The organism is Flavobacterium sp. W21_SRS_FM6 (genome assembly GCF_052119645.1).
Classification (GTDB): domain Bacteria; phylum Pseudomonadota; class Gammaproteobacteria; order Enterobacterales; family Alteromonadaceae; genus Paraglaciecola.
Map to the genome: position 1 here is coordinate 325,048 of NZ_JBGQOM010000003.1, position 22,428 is coordinate 347,475.

Annotated in this window: 22 protein-coding genes; 8 read left to right on the forward strand and 14 right to left on the reverse strand. The window is 42.8% G+C overall.

Annotated features, from left to right (window positions below; translation table 11 throughout):
• Positions 1 to 29: 29 nt before the first annotated feature.
• Positions 30 to 1,079, reverse strand: coding sequence for a hydrolase (locus ACEN2L_RS07360; protein WP_441742902.1), 1,050 nt, complete (start codon positions 1,077 to 1,079; stop codon positions 30 to 32).
• Positions 1,080 to 1,096: 17 nt separating this feature from the next.
• Positions 1,097 to 3,001 (reverse strand): ATP-binding cassette domain-containing protein, encoded by a 1,905-nt coding sequence (locus ACEN2L_RS07365; RefSeq protein ID WP_441742904.1) that lies wholly within the window; start codon positions 2,999 to 3,001, stop codon positions 1,097 to 1,099.
• Positions 3,002 to 3,080: 79 nt separating this feature from the next.
• Here ACEN2L_RS07365 and ACEN2L_RS07370 point away from each other — a divergent pair, with 79 nt between their 5' ends.
• On the forward strand, positions 3,081 to 3,287 hold the full coding sequence (locus tag ACEN2L_RS07370) for a YheV family putative zinc ribbon protein (RefSeq protein ID WP_441742906.1): 207 nt from the start codon (positions 3,081 to 3,083) through the stop codon (positions 3,285 to 3,287).
• 232 nt (positions 3,288 to 3,519) lie between these two features.
• Here the strand turns inward: ACEN2L_RS07370 and ACEN2L_RS07375 are convergent, their stop codons facing one another.
• The 3 genes from ACEN2L_RS07375 to ACEN2L_RS07385 form a co-directional block, all read right to left on the reverse strand.
• Positions 3,520 to 4,458, reverse strand: a complete 939-nt coding sequence (locus ACEN2L_RS07375; protein ID WP_441742908.1) for an AEC family transporter — start codon at positions 4,456 to 4,458, stop codon at positions 3,520 to 3,522.
• Between the two features lie 72 nt (positions 4,459 to 4,530).
• The gene (locus tag ACEN2L_RS07380) at positions 4,531 to 4,743 is read right to left on the reverse strand and encodes a SlyX family protein (RefSeq protein ID WP_306021590.1); all 213 of its coding nucleotides are present in this window, start codon (positions 4,741 to 4,743) and stop codon (positions 4,531 to 4,533) included.
• Between the two features lies 1 nt (position 4,744).
• Positions 4,745 to 5,731, reverse strand: coding sequence for a WD40 repeat domain-containing protein (locus tag ACEN2L_RS07385; RefSeq protein WP_441742910.1), 987 nt, complete (start codon positions 5,729 to 5,731; stop codon positions 4,745 to 4,747).
• Between the two features lie 104 nt (positions 5,732 to 5,835).
• Here ACEN2L_RS07385 and fkpA point away from each other — a divergent pair, with 104 nt between their 5' ends.
• The 3 genes from fkpA (at position 5,836) to ACEN2L_RS07400 (ending at position 10,342) form a co-directional block, all read left to right on the forward strand.
• Positions 5,836 to 6,588, forward strand: coding sequence for an FKBP-type peptidyl-prolyl cis-trans isomerase (gene fkpA / locus ACEN2L_RS07390; RefSeq protein WP_306021589.1), 753 nt, complete (start codon positions 5,836 to 5,838; stop codon positions 6,586 to 6,588).
• A gap of 548 nt (positions 6,589 to 7,136) precedes the next feature.
• A complete protein-coding gene (greB, locus tag ACEN2L_RS07395; protein ID WP_441742913.1) occupies positions 7,137 to 7,622 on the forward strand; it encodes a transcription elongation factor GreB in 486 nt (161 codons plus the stop codon).
• 389 nt (positions 7,623 to 8,011) lie between these two features.
• A complete protein-coding gene (locus ACEN2L_RS07400; RefSeq protein ID WP_441742915.1) occupies positions 8,012 to 10,342 on the forward strand; it encodes a Tex family protein in 2,331 nt (776 codons plus the stop codon).
• Between the two features lie 75 nt (positions 10,343 to 10,417).
• Here the strand turns inward: ACEN2L_RS07400 and ACEN2L_RS07405 are convergent, their stop codons facing one another.
• The 3 genes from ACEN2L_RS07405 to bioH are packed head-to-tail and all read right to left on the reverse strand — an operon-like array spanning position 10,418 to position 12,595.
• Positions 10,418 to 11,404, reverse strand: coding sequence for a putative metalloprotease CJM1_0395 family protein (locus ACEN2L_RS07405; RefSeq protein ID WP_441742917.1), 987 nt, complete (start codon positions 11,402 to 11,404; stop codon positions 10,418 to 10,420).
• 18 nt (positions 11,405 to 11,422) lie between these two features.
• Positions 11,423 to 11,758, reverse strand: coding sequence for a hypothetical protein (locus ACEN2L_RS07410; protein ID WP_441742918.1), 336 nt, complete (start codon positions 11,756 to 11,758; stop codon positions 11,423 to 11,425).
• A 60-nt stretch (positions 11,759 to 11,818) separates the two neighbouring features.
• Positions 11,819 to 12,595 (reverse strand): pimeloyl-ACP methyl ester esterase BioH, encoded by a 777-nt coding sequence (gene bioH / locus ACEN2L_RS07415; RefSeq protein WP_441742919.1) that lies wholly within the window; start codon positions 12,593 to 12,595, stop codon positions 11,819 to 11,821.
• 61 nt (positions 12,596 to 12,656) lie between these two features.
• Here bioH and ACEN2L_RS07420 point away from each other — a divergent pair, with 61 nt between their 5' ends.
• Positions 12,657 to 13,334 carry a ComF family protein gene (locus tag ACEN2L_RS07420; RefSeq protein ID WP_441742921.1) on the forward strand — a complete coding sequence of 226 codons (678 nt, stop codon included), beginning with the start codon at positions 12,657 to 12,659 and terminating at the stop codon, positions 13,332 to 13,334.
• On the opposite strand, the gene ACEN2L_RS07425 is transcribed toward ACEN2L_RS07420, so the two are convergent.
• Complete coding sequence (locus ACEN2L_RS07425; protein WP_441742923.1) at positions 13,331 to 15,877, reverse strand: M14 metallopeptidase family protein; 2,547 nt, start codon at positions 15,875 to 15,877, stop codon at positions 13,331 to 13,333. The two genes, ACEN2L_RS07420 and ACEN2L_RS07425, sit on opposite strands and share 4 nt — an antisense overlap.
• Before the next feature lie 156 nt (positions 15,878 to 16,033).
• Here ACEN2L_RS07425 and nfuA point away from each other — a divergent pair, with 156 nt between their 5' ends.
• Positions 16,034 to 16,612 carry a Fe-S biogenesis protein NfuA gene (gene nfuA, locus ACEN2L_RS07430; protein WP_306021065.1) on the forward strand — a complete coding sequence of 193 codons (579 nt, stop codon included), beginning with the start codon at positions 16,034 to 16,036 and terminating at the stop codon, positions 16,610 to 16,612.
• A 14-nt stretch (positions 16,613 to 16,626) separates the two neighbouring features.
• Complete coding sequence (locus ACEN2L_RS07435) at positions 16,627 to 16,890, forward strand: hypothetical protein (protein WP_306021064.1); 264 nt, start codon at positions 16,627 to 16,629, stop codon at positions 16,888 to 16,890.
• Here ACEN2L_RS07435 and ACEN2L_RS07440 read toward each other — a convergent pair.
• Entirely contained in the window at positions 16,853 to 18,115 is a 1,263-nt protein-coding gene (locus ACEN2L_RS07440; RefSeq protein ID WP_441742926.1) for an MATE family efflux transporter, read from the reverse strand. The genes ACEN2L_RS07435 and ACEN2L_RS07440 overlap by 38 nt on opposite strands.
• Before the next feature lie 101 nt (positions 18,116 to 18,216).
• On the opposite strand from ACEN2L_RS07440, the gene ACEN2L_RS07445 reads away from it, so the two are divergent.
• Entirely contained in the window at positions 18,217 to 19,272 is a 1,056-nt protein-coding gene (locus tag ACEN2L_RS07445) for a polysaccharide deacetylase family protein (protein ID WP_441742928.1), read from the forward strand.
• Here ACEN2L_RS07445 and ACEN2L_RS07450 read toward each other — a convergent pair.
• The 4 genes from ACEN2L_RS07450 to ACEN2L_RS07465 are packed head-to-tail and all read right to left on the reverse strand — an operon-like array spanning position 19,264 to position 22,426.
• Complete coding sequence (locus ACEN2L_RS07450) at positions 19,264 to 19,878, reverse strand: GNAT family N-acetyltransferase (RefSeq protein ID WP_441742930.1); 615 nt, start codon at positions 19,876 to 19,878, stop codon at positions 19,264 to 19,266. The genes ACEN2L_RS07445 and ACEN2L_RS07450 overlap by 9 nt on opposite strands.
• An 11-nt stretch (positions 19,879 to 19,889) precedes the next feature.
• A complete protein-coding gene (locus ACEN2L_RS07455; protein WP_441742932.1) occupies positions 19,890 to 20,525 on the reverse strand; it encodes an SCO family protein in 636 nt (211 codons plus the stop codon).
• Between the two features lie 2 nt (positions 20,526 to 20,527).
• Positions 20,528 to 21,439, reverse strand: coding sequence for a heme o synthase (gene cyoE / locus ACEN2L_RS07460; RefSeq protein ID WP_306021059.1), 912 nt, complete (start codon positions 21,437 to 21,439; stop codon positions 20,528 to 20,530).
• Positions 21,440 to 21,448: 9 nt separating this feature from the next.
• Entirely contained in the window at positions 21,449 to 22,426 is a 978-nt protein-coding gene (locus ACEN2L_RS07465) for a COX15/CtaA family protein (RefSeq protein ID WP_306021058.1), read from the reverse strand.
• Between the last annotated feature and the right edge of the window lie 2 nt (positions 22,427 to 22,428).

A 22,428-nucleotide genomic window follows, 5' to 3' on the forward strand; every position in this document is an offset into this window, starting at 1 on the left:
TTCTTGTCCAACATCCTGAATCGGAATAATCATTTTTTCTCACTTGTAGATTGCTGCTGTAAAGCGGACACAGTCTTTAAAAAATCGCTCACTCTTTGCTGCATCCAAATTTTGGGACGCCAAGGACTGCCTTGTAAAAAACCAACATGCCCACCTTGTTCACTTAACTCGACCCTGACAGAAGCCGAAAGGTGCTGTGAATTAGGTAACACTTTTTCGTTCATAAAGGGATCATCCTTGGCATGCAATATCAAGGTGGGTGTTTGTATCTCCTTTAGATACGCCATGGCACTGCAACGCTGATAATAATCATCCGCATCGCTAAAGCCGTGCAAGGGAGCCGTCACATGCTGATCAAAATCTCTGAAGGTTTTAAGGCGGTGTAATTCATTCTGTTTGATATTAAGTTGCTTACCATAGTCCATGATTGCCATTTTGCGTTGCAAGTTATTCAGCATACTTTTTAGCAAATAGCGCTGATACAACGTTGAAAAACCGCGACCTATACTTTCTGCACACTCAGCTAACTGCAGCGGTGCCGAGACCGCCACAGCAGCCTTTAGTATGGTTTGCTGGGGATTTTCACCGAGCAATTTTAACAGCATATTAGCGCCCAAAGAAAAACCAATGGCAAATTTTGGCAACTCGGGATAGTGACTTTGCAACCAATTTAGAAATGCCAGAGGGTCAGAGGTTTCACCAGAATGATAAGCCCGAGTGCGATGATTTAGTTCCCCACCACAGCCGCGAAAATGCATCACAACAACAGCGTAACCTTGGCGGACTAAGTCAGCCGCCATATCATGGCAATAGTGAGAGTGGATAGAGCCCTCCAAACCATGAAACATAATAATCAGACTGCTTGCGGTATTGATATCGCCAACCCACGCCAACTTAACGAAATCTCCATCAGGCAAAACGAAGTTTTCTACGCGATACCTTAAAGCCTGACGCTTCTGTAAAAACCGTGGAAAAATAGTTTGCACGTGGCGGTTTTTTGCCCACCAAGGGGCAACAAAATTACTGTGTGTGACCACGCCGAAATAAGGAGCTTGCGCTTGAGTTTCATCTACAGACATCGACTTAAACTTTTGTGTTAATTGAGTAATAGGTCAAACTCAGCTTGTTGTAGTTCTAGTTGCTCTTGCGCATCTAACCATTGCATTTCAGTCTCTTCAAGTTGCCCTTTAAGTTTTGCCTGCTCGGCTAAAATTTGTTTTAACTGCATTTTATTTTCAGCGTTATAAATTTCAGTTTCACTCAATTCTGTTTCCATTTTAGCTAACTTACTGTGTAAATCTGCCATGGTTTTGTCACACATTGTGATGGTTTTTCGTAAGCCTTGTGTAGCTTGCCTAAACTCAGCCTCAAGCCGCTTAATGTTTTTACGTTCTGGTTTTACTTTTGGGCTATCGGTGGCATTGGCACTTTGCTCTGGCTTTAAAATCCATGCTTTGTAATCATCTAAATCACCGTTAAAAACTTGAACTTGGCCGCTATCAACTAAATAAAAATCATCACAAACCGACGATAACAAATAACGATCGTGTGACACCAACACCATCGCACCTTCGAACCCTTGCAGAGCAATATTTAATGCGTGGCGCATATCCAGATCTAAATGGTTGGTTGGTTCATCAAGGAGCAGCAAGTTAGGTTTTTGATAAACTGTCAGGGCCAATACTAAGCGAGCTTTTTCGCCACCAGACATAGGAGCCACCTTAGCTAAGGCATCATCGCCGCGAAAACCAAAACCACCTAAAAAGTCACGCAAACTTTGTTCAGATGCCTTAGGGTCTAGACGTTGAATATGAGCTAAAGGTGAATCGTCAGCGCGTAAAAACTCGAGTTGGTGTTGAGCAAAATAACCAATACTTAAACCTGCTGAGGTCTCGTATACGCCATGCAAAGGGGCATTTTCACCTGCTAACAATTTGATTAATGTGGATTTACCCGCGCCATTTTTACCCAACAAACCAATACGACTACCTGGCACTAAGTTAAGTTGGAGTTTTTCCAAAATAACCTTATCGCCATAGCCAACTTTTACCTGCTCCATCTTAACAAGAGGATTAGGCAACTTAGGCGGGACCAAAAAGCGAAAGGTAAAATGTGAATCGGCCATGACCGGTAACAAGGTTTCCATCCTCGCCAATTGCTTTACCCGACTCTGTGCTTGTTTGGCCTTACTTGCCTTGGCACCAAAGCGATTGATAAAAGATTCTAGGTGGGCGATTTGGTCTTGTTGCTTTTGATATTGCAAACTTTGTAATCGTAAACGCTCTGCACGTTGAATTTCATAAGCATCGTAGTTACCGGTGTAACTGACTAATTTTTGCTGCTCAACGCTAATGATTTCATTCACGGTGCTATCTAAGAATGACTTATCGTGAGAAATAAGTAATAAAGTACCTGTATAACGTTGCAACCATTTTTCTAACCAGATAACCGCATCTAAATCCAAGTGGTTTGTGGGCTCATCAAGCAGCAGCAAATCAGAATAACACAACAATGCTTGGGCTAAATTAAGACGCATACGCCAGCCACCAGAAAATGCATTTACGCTGTTATTCATGACATCATTAGCAAATCCCAAACCCGCCAATATGGTGGCAGCTCTTGATTCAATATCATAGGCACCGGCCTGTTCTAACAAACCGTGTAAAACTGCTATTTGCTCGCCATTATGTGATTCTTCAGCTTCTTTTAATTGCGCCTGCAGCGCGCGATAACGCCTATCACCATCAATAACATAATCCAAGGCACTGCGCTCTACTGCAGGAGTTTCTTGCGCTACCCAAACAATTTGCCAGTCTTTTGGAATAGCGAAATCGCCCTGTTCGGGGTGTAATTCTCCCCTGATCAAAGCAAATAAACTGGATTTTCCGCATCCGTTTGCACCAATTAAGCCAGCCTTATGACCTGGGTATACCACTGCGTTAACGTCTTGCAACAACATTTTACTGCCGCGCATTAAAGAAAGGTCGGAAAATTGAATCATGCTAGCCTGTTTACTAATAACACTTACGTTCGATACGGGTTATGATACCAAGATGGCGAGCTAAATTATTCCTAAAATCATGGTTAATAAAATAAAAAAACGGTTTGTTGCAGGTGCTGTATGTCCTAAGTGCAAAGCTCAAGACTCCATTATGCTGTATTTTGAAAACAACGTAGAAAAAATTGAATGTGTTCATTGTGACTATCACGAGTCACAGGTAGACAAAAAAGTAAGCAGTGCTAGTAAAGGTAGCACTGGCGTAATTGGCGTGTTTAAACCTGAATAACCCCGTGTTGCCTGTCGATTTCAATTAGGCGTCATCGTTTACCACTTTGCGAGAATATAGAAATCCGCTAATGCGGGGCATCCCATGCGGGGCATCCCATGCGGGGCATCCCACGCGGGGCACTTAATTACAACAAAAGTAAGGATCTTTTAGTTTTGAGTAACGCTGAATACGGGACACTAAAGCGCGTCCGACGGCAATGAATGAAGTATACATTGTCACCTGATTGGTACTAAACCCAACCTATATAACGCAATACAAAAAGCCCAAAGGTTGAAGTAAACATTGAAAATAGTGTGCTTCCCGCAATAATCGCAGCAGTGAGGTGATAATCACCACCAATCGTTCTAACCATAGGATAGGCAGCAGCTGCGGTCGGTGCTGCCGTCATTACATATAAAACACCCAGTTCATCACCTCTAATGCCACAATAATATGCAATCACGGTTGCCACTACTGGCAAAAAAACGATCTTACTACTAATTGCAGCATATAAAAGTTGTGAAGCTCTGAACTCATGCAGTCGAATCGAAGCGCCTACACATAACAAGGCTAAGGGCAAGGTCATACGCGCCAGATAATCACCTGTGTCGATGAGCACCTTAGGTAGTTTTATCGAAAGCAAAGCAATAATTATGGCAATAAAAATGGCGATGGCTAAAGGGTTCTTTAGCACACTCAATAGCACTGTTTTCCCTGAGGGTGCAGCTGACTGATGATAGTACAAGGTCAGGATCGAAAAGATATTGACCGGTATCACTAATGCCGCGAGATACATTGACGCTAATGGTAGGACTTGTTCTCCAAAGGCATTGGCAGCCAAGGCTAAACCTACAATTGCCATATTACCTCTGCAGGCACCTTGTACAAAAGCTCCTCGAGAAAATTGAGTAGGTATATATAAGGCAATGCCATGCATTAAAACAAAAGAGCCAAGCATAAAGAGCCCAGCCACAATAATTAAAAAAAGTGGAAAATGACTGGTTAAATCAGTGGTAGCAATATTCACGAACAACAAAGCAGGTAAGGTCAAGTTAAAGACTAAGCGCGAACCCACTTGTGCAAACTCATCGTTGATCCAGCCTATCCGTTTCAACACCACGCCCAACACAATGATCAAACTAATAGGTAACGTGACATCAATAGCAAAAAATAAAGACTCTACGATCATTTTTGAATGGCCACCTTGGCGGTAAATCTAGCACCTAACAAACTTGGATTATATTTGACAAATATGCCGCACTTAATAATGAGGGGGCGGTGACTCTTCATGTTCTTCAGCCATATTACTTGGCTCTATAGAACGGACTTTATTTGCCATTTGTTTAAAGGAAAACTGTAAATCTTCCAGCTGCTTTTGCTGTGCAATGAGGGCCTTATTTAAGCTTTCTATAGTGTCTTCTTGAAAGGCAACTTTCATCTGAAGTTGTTCGATATCATCTATGATTTGTTGCATATTAATTACTCTGTATGGGCCATATTTCTGCTAAACCGCTGCTACTTTCTGAAATCACCCGATTGTCATCCCAAAAACCGACTGCATATACTACAGCGGTTTGCGGCCGAGTGCCTGCTCTAGGTGTCACCCGCCATGACTTTATTTCATTGCCAGTTTGCACATCCCACAAGTTAAGCCGCCTAGCTGGAGAGCCGGTCAGTAGATATTTACCGTCTTTTGAGAAAACCGCTGTGCTGAAAATCTTCTGCCGCTCAAAATAATGCAAATAGCTTATAGATTGTCCTGTGCGTAAATCCCAAACTCGTGCGTCTCGTTTACTATCTGCAGTAAAAGCAAAACGACCTTCGTCATCAAGCGCAACTTTCGTTACCCGGCTAGAATGTTCAAACTTATGGATCACCTGTCCACTGCGAGTATCCCAAAGATAAGCGACATAGTCATTACCACCGCTGAGGGCATAAAACCCGTTTGGTGATAAATCAATACTGTTGATTTTTTCGCTATGCCCCAGGAACTCAAGTCGGCGTCCCGTTTGTGGTTCAAAATACATCACCTTGCCATTACTGCGTCCAACCAATATACCTTGACCTTGGTTAGCAACGGCAATATCTCGAATATTAGACTCGTCAATACGCCAAAAACCTTCAGGCTCTCCATTAGTTAAATTCCATAAAACAAAGGCATCTTGATCCGAGGTAACGGCATAAGTGTTATCAAAAGCAATATGAATATTCACCACTAAATTGCCTTCTTCGCCTTGGTTCCATCCATAACGCTTTGTATTAGTTTTCAAGTCCCAGACTGAAATACCGTTTGAAAGATTAGAAACGATAGCCAATGTTCCATCAGCGGAAATGCTCGCAGCATCAACACCACCATCATCATGATGAAAAGTTTGCTGTGCTTCATCGGTTAATTCACCACAAGCCACTAACATCACAATAAGTAACATAAAATAGTAGCGAATTTTGAAAAGATGGCTCATCTATGGGTTTCTCTTTGTTATAGCTACGTTTAGACTAGGCGTTTACTAACTTGTCCCAGTTTACTTGAGTTAACTCAAGTCTTTACATCTATCGGAGAATTATAATGAAAAAGGCGTTAATCGCTATCTTAATAGGCTCAGCTTTAGGCTTGAGCGCTTGTCAACCTGCTCCAGAACCAGTTGATATGTTAAAAGTCGAAGAGTTAAAACTCGAAACTGACGAGCAAAAACAAGCTTATGCGATGGGGGCAAGTGTCGGTCAATTTATTGAAAGTAAAATACTGGTTCAAGAAGACTTAGGCGTTGAATATGATAAAACTATCATGGCTAAAGGCTTTATTGCTGCAATCCAAGGGCAATCACAGTTAAGCATGGAAGAAATGCAAACCATCACTCAGAGCATTGAAGCCAAAATACGTGAAAAACAAGCAGAGTCTGCAGCCAAAATCGGCGCTGAAAACATTGCAGCTGGCGAGGTTTTCTTAGCTGAAAATGCCAAACGTGAAGGCGTGATTGTGACCGATTCTGGGTTGCAATATGAGGTGCTTGTTGAAGGTGATGGCGTACAGCCAGTAGCAGCAGATACAGTTAAAGTGCATTACCGGGGCACACTGTTAGATGGCACTGAGTTTGATTCATCATACGCGCGTAATGAACCTGCAGTATTCCCTTTATCTAGAGTAATCAGTGGGTGGACTGAAGGCGTGCAGTTAATGAAAGTTGGCTCTAAGTTCAAGTTCTACATTCCGTCCGAACTGGCTTACGGTAACCGTAGCACCGGTAAAATAACAAGTAACTCAACCCTCATTTTTGAAGTTGAACTACTTGAAGTGACACCGGCAGAAGCCACAGAATAAACCAAAACAAAATTCATAAAAAAAGCCGAATTTTTTACATTCGGCTTTTTGTTGAGTCAACCAGCTTATTTCCATGCTGAACCTTATTCCCTCGTTGCTGTTACCCTTCAAAAGGGTCGATTAGCCCAGACCTAACTGGGTGAAAATAACAATTTGTCTGTAAAACAATGAAAAACGATTCAACTTACCTCTTTGTATTGTCATTATTGCCAAAATGAATACGTTTGGTGCTTCAGAAAATTAAGTTAAAATCCACAGCGTTTTGACGGCAAATTTTCAAAACGAAGGCCTACGCAAAATCAGGTACTGTTTTTTAATACCCAGCATTTTGCTTAAATAAAGCATAGTAGAAAATATAAACTTAGCTGCAATTAGTCTATTTATTTTAGTAATAAATGGTGATTAAAAGTTGGTTTTTAATAGCGCTTTTTGTTCCAATATACTTTCATAATGACGTGAAAATGCATTACCGGTGCAAGTGCTGCTTGCTTAGTTTGCTATGCGAGTCAAAATGAGCTTCTTCGATTTACATATAATTAGGTTCAGGCTTGAAAACAAAATTAATTACTCCTGAAGGCTATAAAAAGCTCAAAGATGAACATGACGAACTCTGGTATAACCAACGTCCTGAAATTACTAAAATTGTCACGTGGGCAGCGAGCTTAGGGGATCGTAGCGAAAACGCAGATTATCAATACAACAAACGCAAGTTACGAGAAATTGACCGACGAGTTCGCTATCTAAGAAAGTTACTGCCTGACTTACAGGTTGTCAGTTACTCGAAACAACAAGAAGGCAAGGTATTCTTTGGCGCCTTGGTTGAGATAGAAAACGCTGCAGGTGAAAAAAAGCAATTTCGTATTGTGGGCCCTGACGAAATTTACGGAGACTCAAAGGGCTTCATTTCTATTGATTCCCCCATGGCCCGAGCACTTTTAAAAAAACAAGTTGACGATAGTGCTGTGGTTAATACCCCCTCTGGTGAGAAAGAATGGTATATCAACGCTATCCGATACCCTTTACCATTTGAATAACAACATACTGGATTGGATTCTTTTCACAGCAAACAAACTAGGGCGTGTTGACCTTTGGTGTGTGTTTTTGCAGCGGGTTGTGCGGTATTTATACAATAAAGCACGAGCGCGGTGTAGTTATTCTACATGAGCGAGTGATGAAGCAGTAGAAATGCTGCACAAACGCTGCCCGAAGGGTTCAACCCAAAGCGTTTTGCTCTTTGTTGCCGGATTTTGACTTAGCCCACTAGGCCTGTAATCCGTCGTCGCGATCAAAACACTTTGGATTTGAACAAAATTCATACACCAAAGGTCAACACGCCCTAGTATTAGCTGTTTTCTTTTAGTTTAGCTGGAAATTGGGCGTGCTCATCCCTATATATGCACTTGGAAAAAATTAAGGTAAATACATGATAATTGAAAAAATTGCGCAAGAACTGCAAGTTAAAGCAGAACAAGTCAAAGCGGCGGTCAATTTGCTTGATGAGGGCTCGACCGTCCCTTTTATTGCGCGCTATCGTAAAGAAGCTACAGCCGGTTTAGACGATGCTCAATTGCGCACCTTAGAACAAAGGCTCACGTACTTGCGTGATTTAGAAGACCGTCGTGCCGTGATTATCAAATCAATTACTGAGCAGGGCAAGATGGAAGATGCCTTACTAAAAAGTCTAAGGCTTGCTGAAAACAAAACTGAACTAGAAGATATCTATTTACCCTTCAAACCGAAAAGGCGTACCAAGGGCCAAATTGCAATTGAAGCAGGCTTAGAGCCTTTGGCTAATTCTCTTTTTGATGATCGTAGTCAAAATCCAGAGTCAGTGGCACAGGCTTATGTCAATCCAACTTTCTCGATCGCAGACGAAAAAGCCGCGCTAGAGGGAGCAAAATACATTTTGATGGAACGGTTTGCTGAAGATGCCAGTTTGTTGCAAAAAATCCGTCAATACCTGACTAAAAATGCTCATATCAAAAGCCAAATAGTCAAAGGTAAAGAGCAAGATGGCAGCAAATACAGTGATTACTTTTCTCACTCAGAACTGCTTATTAATACGCCTTCACATCGTGCATTAGCAATGTTCAGAGGCCGCAATGAAGGTATATTGCAAGTCAACTTAGACGCAGACCCGCAAAAAGAAGAAGGGCAGAAAAGCTCTTATTGCGAGCAAATTATTGCTGACTATTTGGGCCTAAAATTTAACGGATTAGCAAGTGATGCCTGGTTTGCTAGCGTTGTGCAGTGGACATGGCGGGTAAAAATCATGTTGCACATGGAAAATGAATTGTTTGGCACCTTACGTGAAAAAGCCGAACACGATGCCATCAGCGTATTTGCTAAAAACCTAAATGATTTATTAATGGCTGCTCCAGCAGGCGCCAAAATAACCATGGGGCTCGATCCCGGCCTAAGAACCGGGGTGAAAGTAGCTATTGTTGATGAAACAGGCAAAGTGTTGGCTACTAGCACCATATTTCCTCACGTACCACAAAACCAATGGGATAAATCTTTACGTACCTTGGCGGTTTTGTGTCAACAACACAAAGTGAAATTAATCAGCATTGGTAACGGTACTGGTTCTAGAGAAACCGATAAACTCGTTGCTGAAATGATAAAAGCCCACCCAGAACTTGGGGTTAGCAAAATAGTTGTTAGTGAAGCAGGTGCATCAGTATATTCAGCTTCAGAACTGGCCTCTAATGAACTACCTGGTTTAGACGTTTCATTGCGCGGTGCAGTATCAATTGCCAGACGTTTACAAGATCCGTTGGCAGAACTCGTAAAAATCGAACCCAAAGCTATAGGTGTTGGTCAATATCAACATGATGTCAGCCAGAGCAACTTAGGTAAGTCGCTAAATACTGTTATTGAAGACTGTGTAAATGCGGTGGGTGTTGATGTCAATACTGCTTCTATCGCGTTGTTAAGCCATGTATCTGGTTTGAATAAAACGTTAGCAAATAACATTGTGCAGTTTCGTGACAAAAATGGCGCCTTTCAAACCAGAAAGAGTTTGTTAGATGTTGAGCGTCTTGGGCCAAAAGCCTATGAGCAAGCGGCGGGCTTTTTACGGATTATGAATGGTTCTGATCCCTTAGATGCTTCGGCTGTGCATCCTGAAGCCTATCCCATTGTGCAAAATATCGTGCAACGTTCTGCCGTAGCCGTAAACGATATTGTTGGTAATGCCGCACTGCTCAGAATGCTCAAGCCAGAAGAGTTTGTTACTGACAAATTTGGTCTACCCACGGTCACCGATATAATTAGCGAATTAACTAAACCAGGACGAGACCCTCGTCCTGAATTTAAAACAGCTAACTTTAATGAAAACGTGCACTCATTAAGCGATTTAACAGTGGGTATGGTGTTAGAGGGCGTGGTAAGTAATGTGGCTAACTTTGGCGCTTTTGTCGACGTTGGCGTACATCAAGACGGTTTAGTCCATATCAGCGCAATGACGAATAAATTCATCTCAGATCCAAGAGAAATTGTTAAAGCTGGCGACATTGTTAAAGTCAAAGTGATGGAAGTCGACGTAGCGAGAAAACGCGTCTCTTTTACGATGCGTTTGGATGATATCCCCAATCAAACCCCTCCTTCGAAAGAGCAGCAAAGACCAATGGGTAAAAAAGAAGGTCAAGGGAAAAGGCCTGGCCAACAGCAGCAATCTCGCCAACAGGCACCAGCTAACCCATTAATGGGAAATGCTTTTGCTGATGCCTTTGCTAAAGCAAAGAAAAAATAAGTCTTGATAGTTTAAGCTAGGATACAAAAACGCCCAATGAACATGGGCGTTTTGTCGATAAAAATATATTCAGCTTCAGGCTATTTGCCTAAAACCTTGCTCTTTAGGCATCGTTGCTTGCTGATAAAAACTATCAATCACGGCTAGGCGACGTACCATTTTCTCATCACGATTAGCATAGGCCAATGTCGCTTGTTCAGCTAAGGCTATATCTTCTTCAACAGATGTATTACTCAGTTCCTCACTGCCTTTTTCAAGAGAGCGAGTAGGAGCACTAATATCGATACCCTTAGCCGTTTCGTCCAACGTTGGCGGCTGAGTAGTGGCTTTTTGTGCACTCTCACTTGAAATAGTCGATTGCGCAGTAATACCTTGATTTTGTTCAAGTACTGGCTTGGCTTGCTCGGCTTTTTCTTTCGCTATCTCATTACGTGCTTCAACGGATTTTTGGGTGGCTTCAGCAGCGACCCGTAAATCTTGTGGTGAGGGTTCTGTGGGTGCCAGTGCCGCAGCCTTAATTTGTTGCATCTTACGCACTGTTTCTTCGGGAGTTGAACCCTCAGAAATATTAATCGACACCTCACCATCAACCGCATATTGACGACCATCAGGGCCCGTTTGATACTCATATTTAGGCGAATCAGCATGTTGACCACCCATGGCGGCGTGAGCCTGCTCATGCGCTTTGACTTCAAGATCTCGTTGTTTTAATTCTTGAATTTGCTTGTCTTCGGCTTGCTGCTGTTCCCTTTGACGGCTTTCGGCATCCTCACGACCTGCACTTTCGTCACTGCCATTATCTTTGTTTTGTCCCGCTTGCTGACCATCAAAGACCTGACTTTGCGCCAGCTGGGGTTTTTCATATGTTAAGGGCCCAGGAGCCTGCCCAGGGGTTCTAGCACGATCAAACTCAGAACCAAGGCCTTTCTCTGCACTGCTTCCTTCACTTTGCGTAGACGCAGGTATTGTGTCTTTGAGTGTGTTGTCTCTGCGTGCTGCTTCGTTATTAACAGTACCGGTATTAAAGGTAATGGTGGTGGGAATGGGTGGGAAGATATTCATCGTTAATGACGACTAAATTTAAGCCAGAATATCAAGGATAGTGCCAATTGAATCATTGGCCGTATCGAGCACTTTGGCAGACGCTTGTGCATTAATACTATTGACCGATAAGCCAACCAACTCAGAGCTTATTCCACCGGCTATAGGGGGTAGAGTTTGCTTTATGGTGCCAAGCTGAGTTTTGACTGCATTAGCTAAAAATTCTTGGGGGCTTTGAGATGACTGAGACTGAGATTGGGTAGACAATTGAGCGATGTTCAAGGCATTTTGTGAGAGACCAGCAGACGCACGCGATAAACCAAGCTGGCCATTCACGATCGCGGCATTTACATTACTACTGAAATTAACAGACATCTTTGTGGCCCCCCAGCCTCATGCGACTAATTATTAACCATTTCGCGCTTTTTGCAAAGCTTAACCGGTATCTTTGTTCAAGTAATTGAGCATAAAATCAACAAAAGACGACTGTTCGGAGATAAACGGGGCATGGGAGGAATGTTCAAAAACGCTTATCGATATTGAAGGCATGAATTTGGCGATATGCTGGGCGACTTTAATTGGCACTAAACTATCCAATCGTCCAAGTAACAGCTGGCAAGGCATAAGTAAATCAATCAGCCTAGCCCTAAGATCACTCGTAGCAAGTAGCGTTAGCCCTGCACTCAAAGCTTGAGGGTTTGCAGCGGGGTAGGCTTCTACTTGTGCTTTAATTACTTTTATATCCTTTTTAGCACTCGGGCTACCCATAGCCTGTATAGCCAAAAAACGACCTATAGTGGCACCCTGATTTTCAAGTAATTGTTGTTTAAAATTATCTAATATTTGCGGCTTTATACCAGGCCAATCATTGCCAGCAATAAAACAAGGACTCGTTGCAAGCAAAACAAGTTGATCTATTCTGTGCGCAGCGCTTAAGGCTATTTGCTGGGCCACTAATCCCCCTAATGACCATCCTAATAAGATAGAATTTTCAGGTATTTCCTCAATCACACAACTCGCCACATTTTCGAGGGTATAAGGTGAAGGAACTTTGTCGTGATTTAAACCAAAACCAGGTAAATCAATTGTCGTCACCGTAAAGTGTTCAATTAATTCATCAATCACAGGCTGCCACACCCCGCTATTTAAGCCCCAGCCGTGCAGTAATACTAAGTTCGGGCCATGACCCACTGTTGTAGAAACTAAGTTCAATGTGATTTTTCTTCTATGCTTGTGGTTAAAGGGAAAGCATTTTACAAAAGGCAGATAGGTAATGCAGTCATTAATCATGCAAGATTGTCTCATTTGTCGGCAATTAAGTAAGCGTTTGATTTGCACTTATTGCCAACAAGATTTAGTTACATTACAGCCACCCGGCACGGATAAAAACCTGATGCTTTTACCCAATGTGGCAAAGGGCTTGGCACAGGTTGAGTTTAAAACGCTATATGCTGTTTGTGACTACCAGTGGCCCATTTCTAAGTTGCTAACAGCATTAAAATTTGGCGCTAAGTTACCCAACGCACGCGCTTTGGCTGAGCTGTTTGTTAAACATAATGTCAATACACACTTTGTTTTACCCAAGGCTATTCTGCCAATTCCCTTACACAAAAATCGTTTTTTATGGCGAAAATACAATCAAAGTGTAGAAATCTGCCGCCATATAAGTCAGTTAACCTCGGTACCCAGTTTACACTCAGTCTTGACCAGAAAAAATGCGACCCTTGCACAAACTAAATTATCAGCCGCACAACGAAAAGTGAATATACGTCAGGCCTTTCAAATTTCATCTTCGGGATTTTCACAGTTAGCGAATATCGATCATATCGCGCTATTTGACGATGTCACCACCACAGGGGCAACAGCAAATGCTGCTTATCGGTGTTTAAAAAACACGTTTCCTCAGTTAAAGATCGATATTTGGAGCATTTGTGTCACCTTAGTGCACTAACCAGGCACATTAATAAAACTCGCCATAAAAATCGCATTGGTAAACAATCGACTGGTTCCTTGCCATGTGCCTCTAAAATTCATATTGTCATTGAAAGCGATCACCCGACCTTTGCCAACTTGATGGGCAACAATAGCCGCACTGTTAGCTACGAGGTCTTGCAGTTCAGGCGCCGCATACCCAGCCGTAAGGGGTTTGTCAGTGTACTTAGCTACAGTGATAAAAGGGGCATCTGGCCTTAGTAAAATCTGATTACTGTTTTTAAACATAGGCAAAGCCTCGCGCTCAAAGCCAAAAGCAAGAGGATGGCTGACGTCTAAATTGGTCGTAAAAACAGCACCTGCAATGCGCTGCTTAGCACTGAATGATTCTAAATCGGAGTATTGTAATCCTTTACTATCAAAGGCAAGGGCAATATCACTGGCTGTTTTAGTACGGGCTTTTAACCAACCTTTATCAGCAAACCACGCCACAGCATTTTTTTGACCAATCAACACCCCACCATCTTTAAGCCATGAACTTAAAGATTTCACATTGGTTTCACTGACATTTTTGTAGGTGCCATTCACCCAAATAATATGACTGTAATTAGTCAAATCAAGGCTTGCTAATCTATCTAAGTCAACAATAGTCAGAGGCAATTCTAGTTGCTGATCAAAATGATGCCATACCTCACCCGCTTCATATTGTGAGGTTTCTTTGCCGCCCACCAACAGCACTTTTGGTAAACTCAAATTATGCATCTGTCGACTACCTAAATCGATCCCCTGCTTGGTCAAACCAGAATCAATACTCCATAAGGTTATCGGCAAATCTTGACTCATGTCCTGCAGTAATCCGATCAAGTTTTCTGGCTGTGCAAAAGCACTAGGGATCACCACACTGCCAGCAGTGAAATTTACTGCACCTTGACTCGTTTGCGCAACAAATGGCGAGCCCGCCACCTGAACTTTAACCTTGGCTTTTAGTAAGCGACTAAGTAAGGTCGCTGCACTAGAGTCATCCCACGAAAAGGCATAGGCGTAAGCTTTATCAAGCAATTCTGATTGGAACGTTTTGCCAGTGAAATTTCGGTTTGTATCAAAATCAACTTTCGATTCAACCGGCGCGTACTGCAGATTAAAGGCCAAGGCTAAATTCCAGTTGGATACATCATAAAACGTATTGTCATCAAAACTTTTACGGGTAGAAAATAGTGATTTGATTAAACGATATTGGGCTTGCTGCACAGGGATAAATACACTGCTGACGGCTTTAAAAGGTACATCATCTACCTCGATATCACGCTTTAAAGGCCTGTAATCAATGTGATGCGCCTGTAACACGGTTAAAAAATCCTGCATGCGAGTGTAATCTCGGGCTTCTTGGACCACATAGCCGGTCAGTGCGTCTTTTTTGCTTAACTTAAGGGTGTTGTTATCAAAAGCTTGTTGATAGGCCAACAGCCCATCTTTATTAGCCAAAGCGCCTGCAAAGGTCGAGATAGACGTCGTGACCTGGTTTTGAATAGTATCAGCAAAAGATAGCACGCCGTTGGCAGTGTCACGCAAATGACCTCGGCTACTGGCTTGCTCGAATAAAATACCAATACTGCCAAGGGCGTCAGGGTAAGTAGAGCCTTTACCGTAATAAAAGTCATCGTAACTTTCTTGGGTAAAATACAGTTGTTTATTTTTGTCCAGAGCGCGCGCATGAAACTGCCCCAGGGCATCGGTCAACTCAACATTTTCTTGAGGAGTCCAAGGATTTTTGCGACTAGGAATACCTGGTTGGAAGAAAAAGGTGCTGTCAGAGCCCATTTCATGAAAGTCTGTTAACACGTGAGGCCGCCATTGATGAAATTGCGCAACTCGAGCTTTTGATTCTGGATGAACCTGCAATAACCAATCGCGATTCAAATCAAACCAGTAATGATTAGTACGCGATGACGGCCACGCTTCTTGATGCTCACGATTTTGCGGATCGGTCACTAAATGTCGACTCTTGTGCATATTTGCCCATTGAGCAAATCGGCTTAAACCATCAGGATTAAGACTAGGGTCAAGCAAAACGATATTATCCTTTAACAATTGCTCTATTTGCTCGTTTTGCCCGGCCGCTAGGTAATAAGCTATTAATAGGGCAGCATTGCTGCCCGACGACTCATTACCGTGCACGCTGTAACCCATCCATATTATGAGGGGACTATTCGATACCGACTTTCCGTTAAGACTAGCAATATGCTCAGCTTGAAGATTCGCTAAGTTTTGTTGATTGGCGGCTGAGGTAAAGGCCAGTAAAACTAAAGGTCTATTTTCATGTGTTCGGCCTATGTCAACTAAGCTTACCCGCTCAGATTGCGCTGCTAAGGTGCGCATATAGCTTACTAACTGATCATGACGTACATGCCATTCGCCAACTTCGCTGCCGAGCGCTTGTGTAGGCGTTGTCACCGCCGGAAGATAAGTCGTATCGGCTGGTAAGTAGTCCTTATCTTGAACGGCAGAACTGCTTTGACTCAAGAAAATAAGACTTAAAAACAATAAGTTAAATACATAAGACATAGAGTAAAATCCAATAAATCTAGATATCGTATTGCATAAGGTAAAAGAGTCGCATGTTTTAGCAAAAATTAACATAAGGAAAAGCTATTACTTGAGTGTTTTACTCAAGTAATATTTGTTATGATATTAAGCAAAGTAAAGACTGTAGGTAAAACAATGATTTCTATTTCTGAAACCGCACAAGCGCATTTTTGTAAATTGCTCGAAAAGCAGGAAGCAGGTACAAATATTCGAGTATTTGTGGTCAATCCAGGTACGCCAAGTGCTGAGTGTGGTGTATCGTACTGTCCACCTGATGCAGTGGAGTCCAGCGATACCACTTTAGAGTTTAACGGCTTTGACGCCGTCGTTGACCTAGAAAGCGCACCATTTTTAGAGGGCGCAGAAATTGACTTCACTACTGACCAAATGGGTTCACAATTAACCCTTAAAGCACCCAACGCTAAAGCACGCAAAGTAGAAGATGACGCACCGTTAATCGAGCGTATCGGCTATATGATCGAGTCTGAAATTAATCCTCAGTTGGCGAGTCATGGCGGTAAAGTGTCCTTGATAGAAGTGACCAAAGACAAAGTGGCTATTTTGCAATTTGGTGGTGGTTGTAATGGTTGCTCAATGGTTGATGTGACCCTTAAAGACGGTATTGAAAAGCAAATGTTAGCCAAGTTCTCTGGTGAACTAACAGGCGTCAAGGATGCAACAGAGCACCAAGCCGGTGAGCACTCTTATTATTAACTAGGATATTGCTGTTGAATTGGCTACACCGTTTTGCAAATGACACACCTAGACGCTGGACCGAGTTTAAACTCGGTCTTGGCATATTTACCGCTGGAGCAATATTGATTCTAGTTGGTGCTCAGGATTGGATCTGGTTGCAAGTGCCAGGACTTCTGTTGTTAGTCGTTGGTGGCCTAGTTGCAGCACGGGGTTACCTAGGTATTTTAGTATTTCGACTTACTGGCAGTTTTAATAAAGCTAAACCACCAGCTTCTTTATTCGATACAGATAAATAAAATAGGCCCCCAAGGTCATGCCTCTGGCTAATAAAAATCCTAATAAAGCCAACCACATTCCTTGATTTTGTTGATAACTAAATAATAACCACAAGGGTACATAGATACCTATAGCACTGATTAACATTGAATTCTGCATGGCTCTAGCGCGGGTCAAACCGATAAATACCCCATCGAGTAAAAAACACCAGTGAGCAAATAAAGGCAGTAGTGCGATGATAGGTAGATAAGGGCTGGCAGCCATTTGTAGGTCGGTGTGGGTAGTCAGCATGGCAATAATATCATTACCAAAAACATAAAATACCGCGCTATAGCCCATGGCGAATACCAATGACCACACCAGGCTTTGACTGGTTACTCGTGCAATGCCAGTAGCGCTTTTTTTACCTAGTTGCTCGCCCACCAACGCTTCAGCGCTATACGCCACGCCGTCTAACCCAAGGGCAATAAGACTAAAAAACTGTAAAAGGATGGCGTTAATGGCAGCGCTCGTGGCGCCATACCGCATGCCTTGAAACACCAAAAATGCTAAGCAAAGCTGCAAGGTGATATTGCGCACAAAGGAGTGGCCATTCAAGGCGAGTAATTGGCGTAGCGAGGTTAATTTAAACCAGCTTGGTTCGAAGCTCAGTTGTCCAACTATATTTTTGGATGCTCGTAGGCTTAAACCCATAATGGCATATTCTGCAATAATGGTTGCAAGCGCGACTCCTCGCACATCGAGTTGCCAATACACCACCAAATAAACACTTAATACCGCGTTAATCAAATTACCAAGAATTTGGATCCACATCACTACACCGGCACGTTGCTGGCCAATTAACCACCCTATCAATACGAGGTTTGCTAAAGCGGCGGGCGCGCCCCAAATACGCACGGAAAAATAATCTTGAATTACATCCACTACCGCCGGCTGTGCGTTGGCGAGTAATACCACCAACTTCAGCCACAGATTTTGTGTGAACAAAATCGCAACTGCCAGCAATACACTTAAATACAAACCTTGTACTAAGGTTTTGTTTGCCTTGGCTACGTCGTTTTCACCCAATGCTTGGCCGCTTAAGCCCGTACTGGTCATACGTAAAAAACCACAAAGCCAATAAAGCTGAGTAATAAACAAGGCAGAAACTGAAGCCCCCGCTAAATAGTAGGTCGAGTCTAAATGCCCAAGTACAGCAGTATCCACTAAGCCCATTATAGGTGTAGTCAAATTACTTAATATCATTGGCCCTGCGATAAAAAGTATCGACTGATGTAAGCTGGGTTTAAAAAATTTTGATAGACTGGACACCGATTAACTCACTTTCAGACAGATTGGATTACTTCATGATTAACAAGGGTTTGTGGCACTTACTGTTACTTGTATCTGTGTTCTTTGCACACGACATTGAGGCCAAAGACAATGCGGTGATCTTACTCTATCACCATGTTTCTGAACAAACACCTGCGGTGACCTCTGTTTCTCCTAAGGTATTTAGACAACACTTAGAATACTTGTCTGCCCATCATCAGGTACTGCCATTAGAAACGGTCATCAAAGCGATTACACAAGGCAAAAGCTTACCGGACAAGAGCGTTGTAATTACCTTTGATGATGGTTATGACAATATTTTTGAGCAGGCACATCCTTTACTAAAAGAATTTGGTTTTCCTTACACGGTGTTTATTAACCCGCCTTTAATAGGCAAAGCCAACTACCAGTTAAGCTGGGCACAGATTAAAAAAATGGCCCAAGAAGGTGCGACCTTCGCTAATCATGGCAACACCCACGAGCATATGTTAGGTAGATTACCTGGCGAGAGTGATGAAGCATGGCTTAGTAGAGTGATGGACAACATTAATCAAGCAGAGCAAACCTTAGCGCAGCAACTTGGCTACAGCTTAAAATATTTCGCTTATCCCTATGGCGAGTTTAATGTCCCTCTCAAACAAGCGTTACGCCAACAAGGTTACGTGGCTTTTGCACAAATTTCTGGTGCAGTTGCCAGTTACAGCGACTTTGGTGCATTGCCGCGTTATCCTGCGGCTGGTATCTATAGCAATATTAATAGTCTAAAAACCAAATTAGATAGCCTCGCCATGCCTGTTAACAATATTACACCTGACGAGCCTTTGATCACCTTACCTATCCCTGACATTGACCTGATATTTGATGTGAGCACCGAAGACTTGCGATTGAGTCAACTGAGCTGTTTTGTCGCTGATAAAACGGTAAAGCTTAGCTTCACAAAAAACACGGTCACGGTTCCTTTTAAAGCGCAGCAAAAAGCCGGACGTCAACGCGTCAACTGCACCGCACCCAGTATAAAAGAGTCGGGGCGCTACTACTGGTTTTCGCAGCCTTGGTTTGTACCTACAGCAGATGGACAGTGGTTAGATTGATTTAAACAAATGTAAATGTTGAGCGAAGCCTAGGGCTTTCATGGCATCACTTTCAATTGAGCGTTGTCCTAAAGTGAAACCAAGGGACTGGTAAAATTGAATCGCTTGATGATTACTGACAGGAACATCTAAGGTAATTTCTGATTTACCTAAGGCTTTGGCTTTTTCACTCATGTCATTTAGCAAATAAGTGGCAAAACCTTGCCTTTGATAAGGGGGTAATACCGCTAAATGACCGATACACAATTGATGACATTGAGGCTTAGGAATAAAGTCTTGTACAACCATACTGCGGCTTAGTACCTTCATGCTATGTTCAGTGCCATAATACTGAATAACGCTTTGTAGACTGGCTTGGTGGAAGGCATTGCCTAACTCGGTGTGCCACGCTGAAATACAGGCGACAACTGCACCGTCTAGCTCACCTACCCAATGATTAGCAAAACCAAACTGACCACCACCTTGGCATAAGGCATGGCGTAAAAAACCTTGGCTATTGAACTGAGGAGCAATATTAAACATAGCCGCTAAGCTTTGCCCGCCTGAAGCAAATATCAATTCACTGAGTATTTGGCTATCGCTCTGGATTGCTCGGCGCACAAGCATAAAAGCCAACCTTAATGACGGGTCACAATTGCCATATCAGCCAAGATCAATTGGCTATCACTGAGGGCTATCTTACCAGGTTCAAACTTCGCCTTAAAACGACCAATAACTTGTGCTTGAGGATTCACTAATACCACTGACGAGCTATGATCCACCAAATAATTGGGATTATCCGTGCTATCGCTCATGGAATACATCATGCCCATGGCTTTAACCAAAGGAAATAAATACTTGTGATCACCACTTACACCAATAAATTCAGGGTCAAAAAAATTAACATATTCATCTAAACGTTCTGGCGTATCGCGTTTTGGATCCACCGATAAAAACACCACTTGGATTGGATAATCACTCGACATGGCTTTCAATTGTGGGTACACCCTAACAAGATCAGCTAAAGTAGTTGGGCAAACATCGGGGCAAAAGGTATAACCAACAAACACCAAACTCCAATGATCTTTGAGCTGAGCTGAAGTAAAGGATTGGCCAAGGTTATCTGTTAGCTGAAAATCCGGTAGGGCTCTAGGCTGAGGATAGCGACTCAAATATTGCTCTTCAGCGCTTTGTTTTGGGCTAATGGTTAGGGCCGCAACAATACCGATAACTAAGGCGATAAAGGCAACGAGACCTGCTTGTAATCTAGTCATAATTAAAATTTAAGGTAATGGTCAACAAGTAGTACGACAAACAATACCATCAAATGAATAATAGAAAACTTAAAGGTTTGCATCGCGGTTTCATCGGTACTGGCAAATTTGAGTTTCCACGCATAATACAAAAAACCTACATTGAGTAGGGATGAGCCGATCAGATAGATTAGACCCGTCATGCCAATTAGGTATGGCAGTAAACACACGACGCCTAACAACACGGTATATAACAAAATAGAGGTTTTAGTAAATTCGATACCGTGAGTCACAGGCAACATAGGCACTTGTGCCCGCGCGTAATCTTTTTCACGATGAATAGCCAAAGCCCAAAAGTGCGGCGGAGTCCAAGTAAAAATAATCAACACTAACAACAACGCTTCAGGGTTAATTTGACCGGTCACGCTAGCCCAACCCAACAAAGGGGGCGCTGCTCCGGCTAAACCACCTATCACAATATTTTGTGGAGTGGCTCGCTTCAAATACATGGTGTATACCACCGCGTAACCTACCAAACTGGCCAGTGTTAATAAGGCCGTTAAACGGTTCACCCACAACTCTAAAATCAAAAACCCTAGTACACTCAACGTTGCTGCAAATATCAGCGCTTTTTGTGGAGTGACTTTACCCTTAGGCATCGGGCGATTAAAAGTTCGGGCCATTTGGCTGTCGATACGCCGATCAACAACATGATTTACCACTGCTGCGGCTGACGACAAAAAGCCGATCCCAGTCAAGCCAGCAACCAAAATCTGCCAGCTTATCCACGTCTCACTTGCCAAACACATCCCCACTAATGCAGTAAGCAAAAGTAACATCACTACTTTTGGCTTAGTCATTTCGTAATAATCATGCCAAGTACTCAGCAATGAAGCGGTATTTTTTGCTTGTCCGGTTGCTAATGCTTTATCCATTGCTCTCTCCTATGTTTTTCGATACAGCGTGTAACTCAAGGTCACCAACACTAGTAGTAAACAAGCTGCTACAAAGTTATGCATAACAGCAACGGCAATGGGCAAACTAAATACCACATTACTTACACCCAGAATCACTTGCACTCCTAGTATCAACATTAACAAAATGCAAAGTCGCTTGATTAAATTAGCGGTCGCAGCTTTGTATAGACCCAGCGCCATCCAACTCAGATAAATAAACGTGATGATGGCGCCCAGTCTATGCATGATATGCATCGTCATACGTTCATCATAGTCATGCACGCCGTATTCGTAATTATCCGCATGAGGAACACTAAAAGCGCCAGCAAAATCGAGCCTCGCATACCAATCCCCCTCACACAGCGGTAACTCTGTGCACGCTAAGGCGGCATAATTGGCTGATGTCCAGCCGCCCAGTGCTATTTGGCAGGTCGCCACAAAGATGGCGAACAGCGTAAACTTACCAAACGAGCGCATGCGATGATCGCCACCAGGTATACGATAAGGCGTTAAACGTAAATACAATAAAAATAGGCAGCTCAGAACGCTGAAGCCACCAAGTAGATGACCCATCACCACCACAGGCAATAAATTAAGTGTAACCGTCCACATCCCCAATGCACCTTGGAAGCACACCAAACAAAGTAGAAAAAAGGGTAATTTAAGCGGCACACCATGACGCCTTTGCCAAACACTGATAATAAAGATAACCAGAATGACAAACCCTAACCCACTAGCAAAATAGCGATGCACCATTTCGTTTCTTGCTTTGTGAGCCTCGTAAGGGCGGTCTGGAAAATGTTGTTGAGCTGTTTCGATGTGTTTTGAGGTGTTCGCTAAACTTAAATGCCCATAACAGCCGGGCCAATCAGGACACCCCAAGCCAGCATCAGTTAATCGAGCGTATGCACCCAATATTATTACCACCGCAGCGAGCAGTATACTGATAAAAACTAGCTTCTTCATTA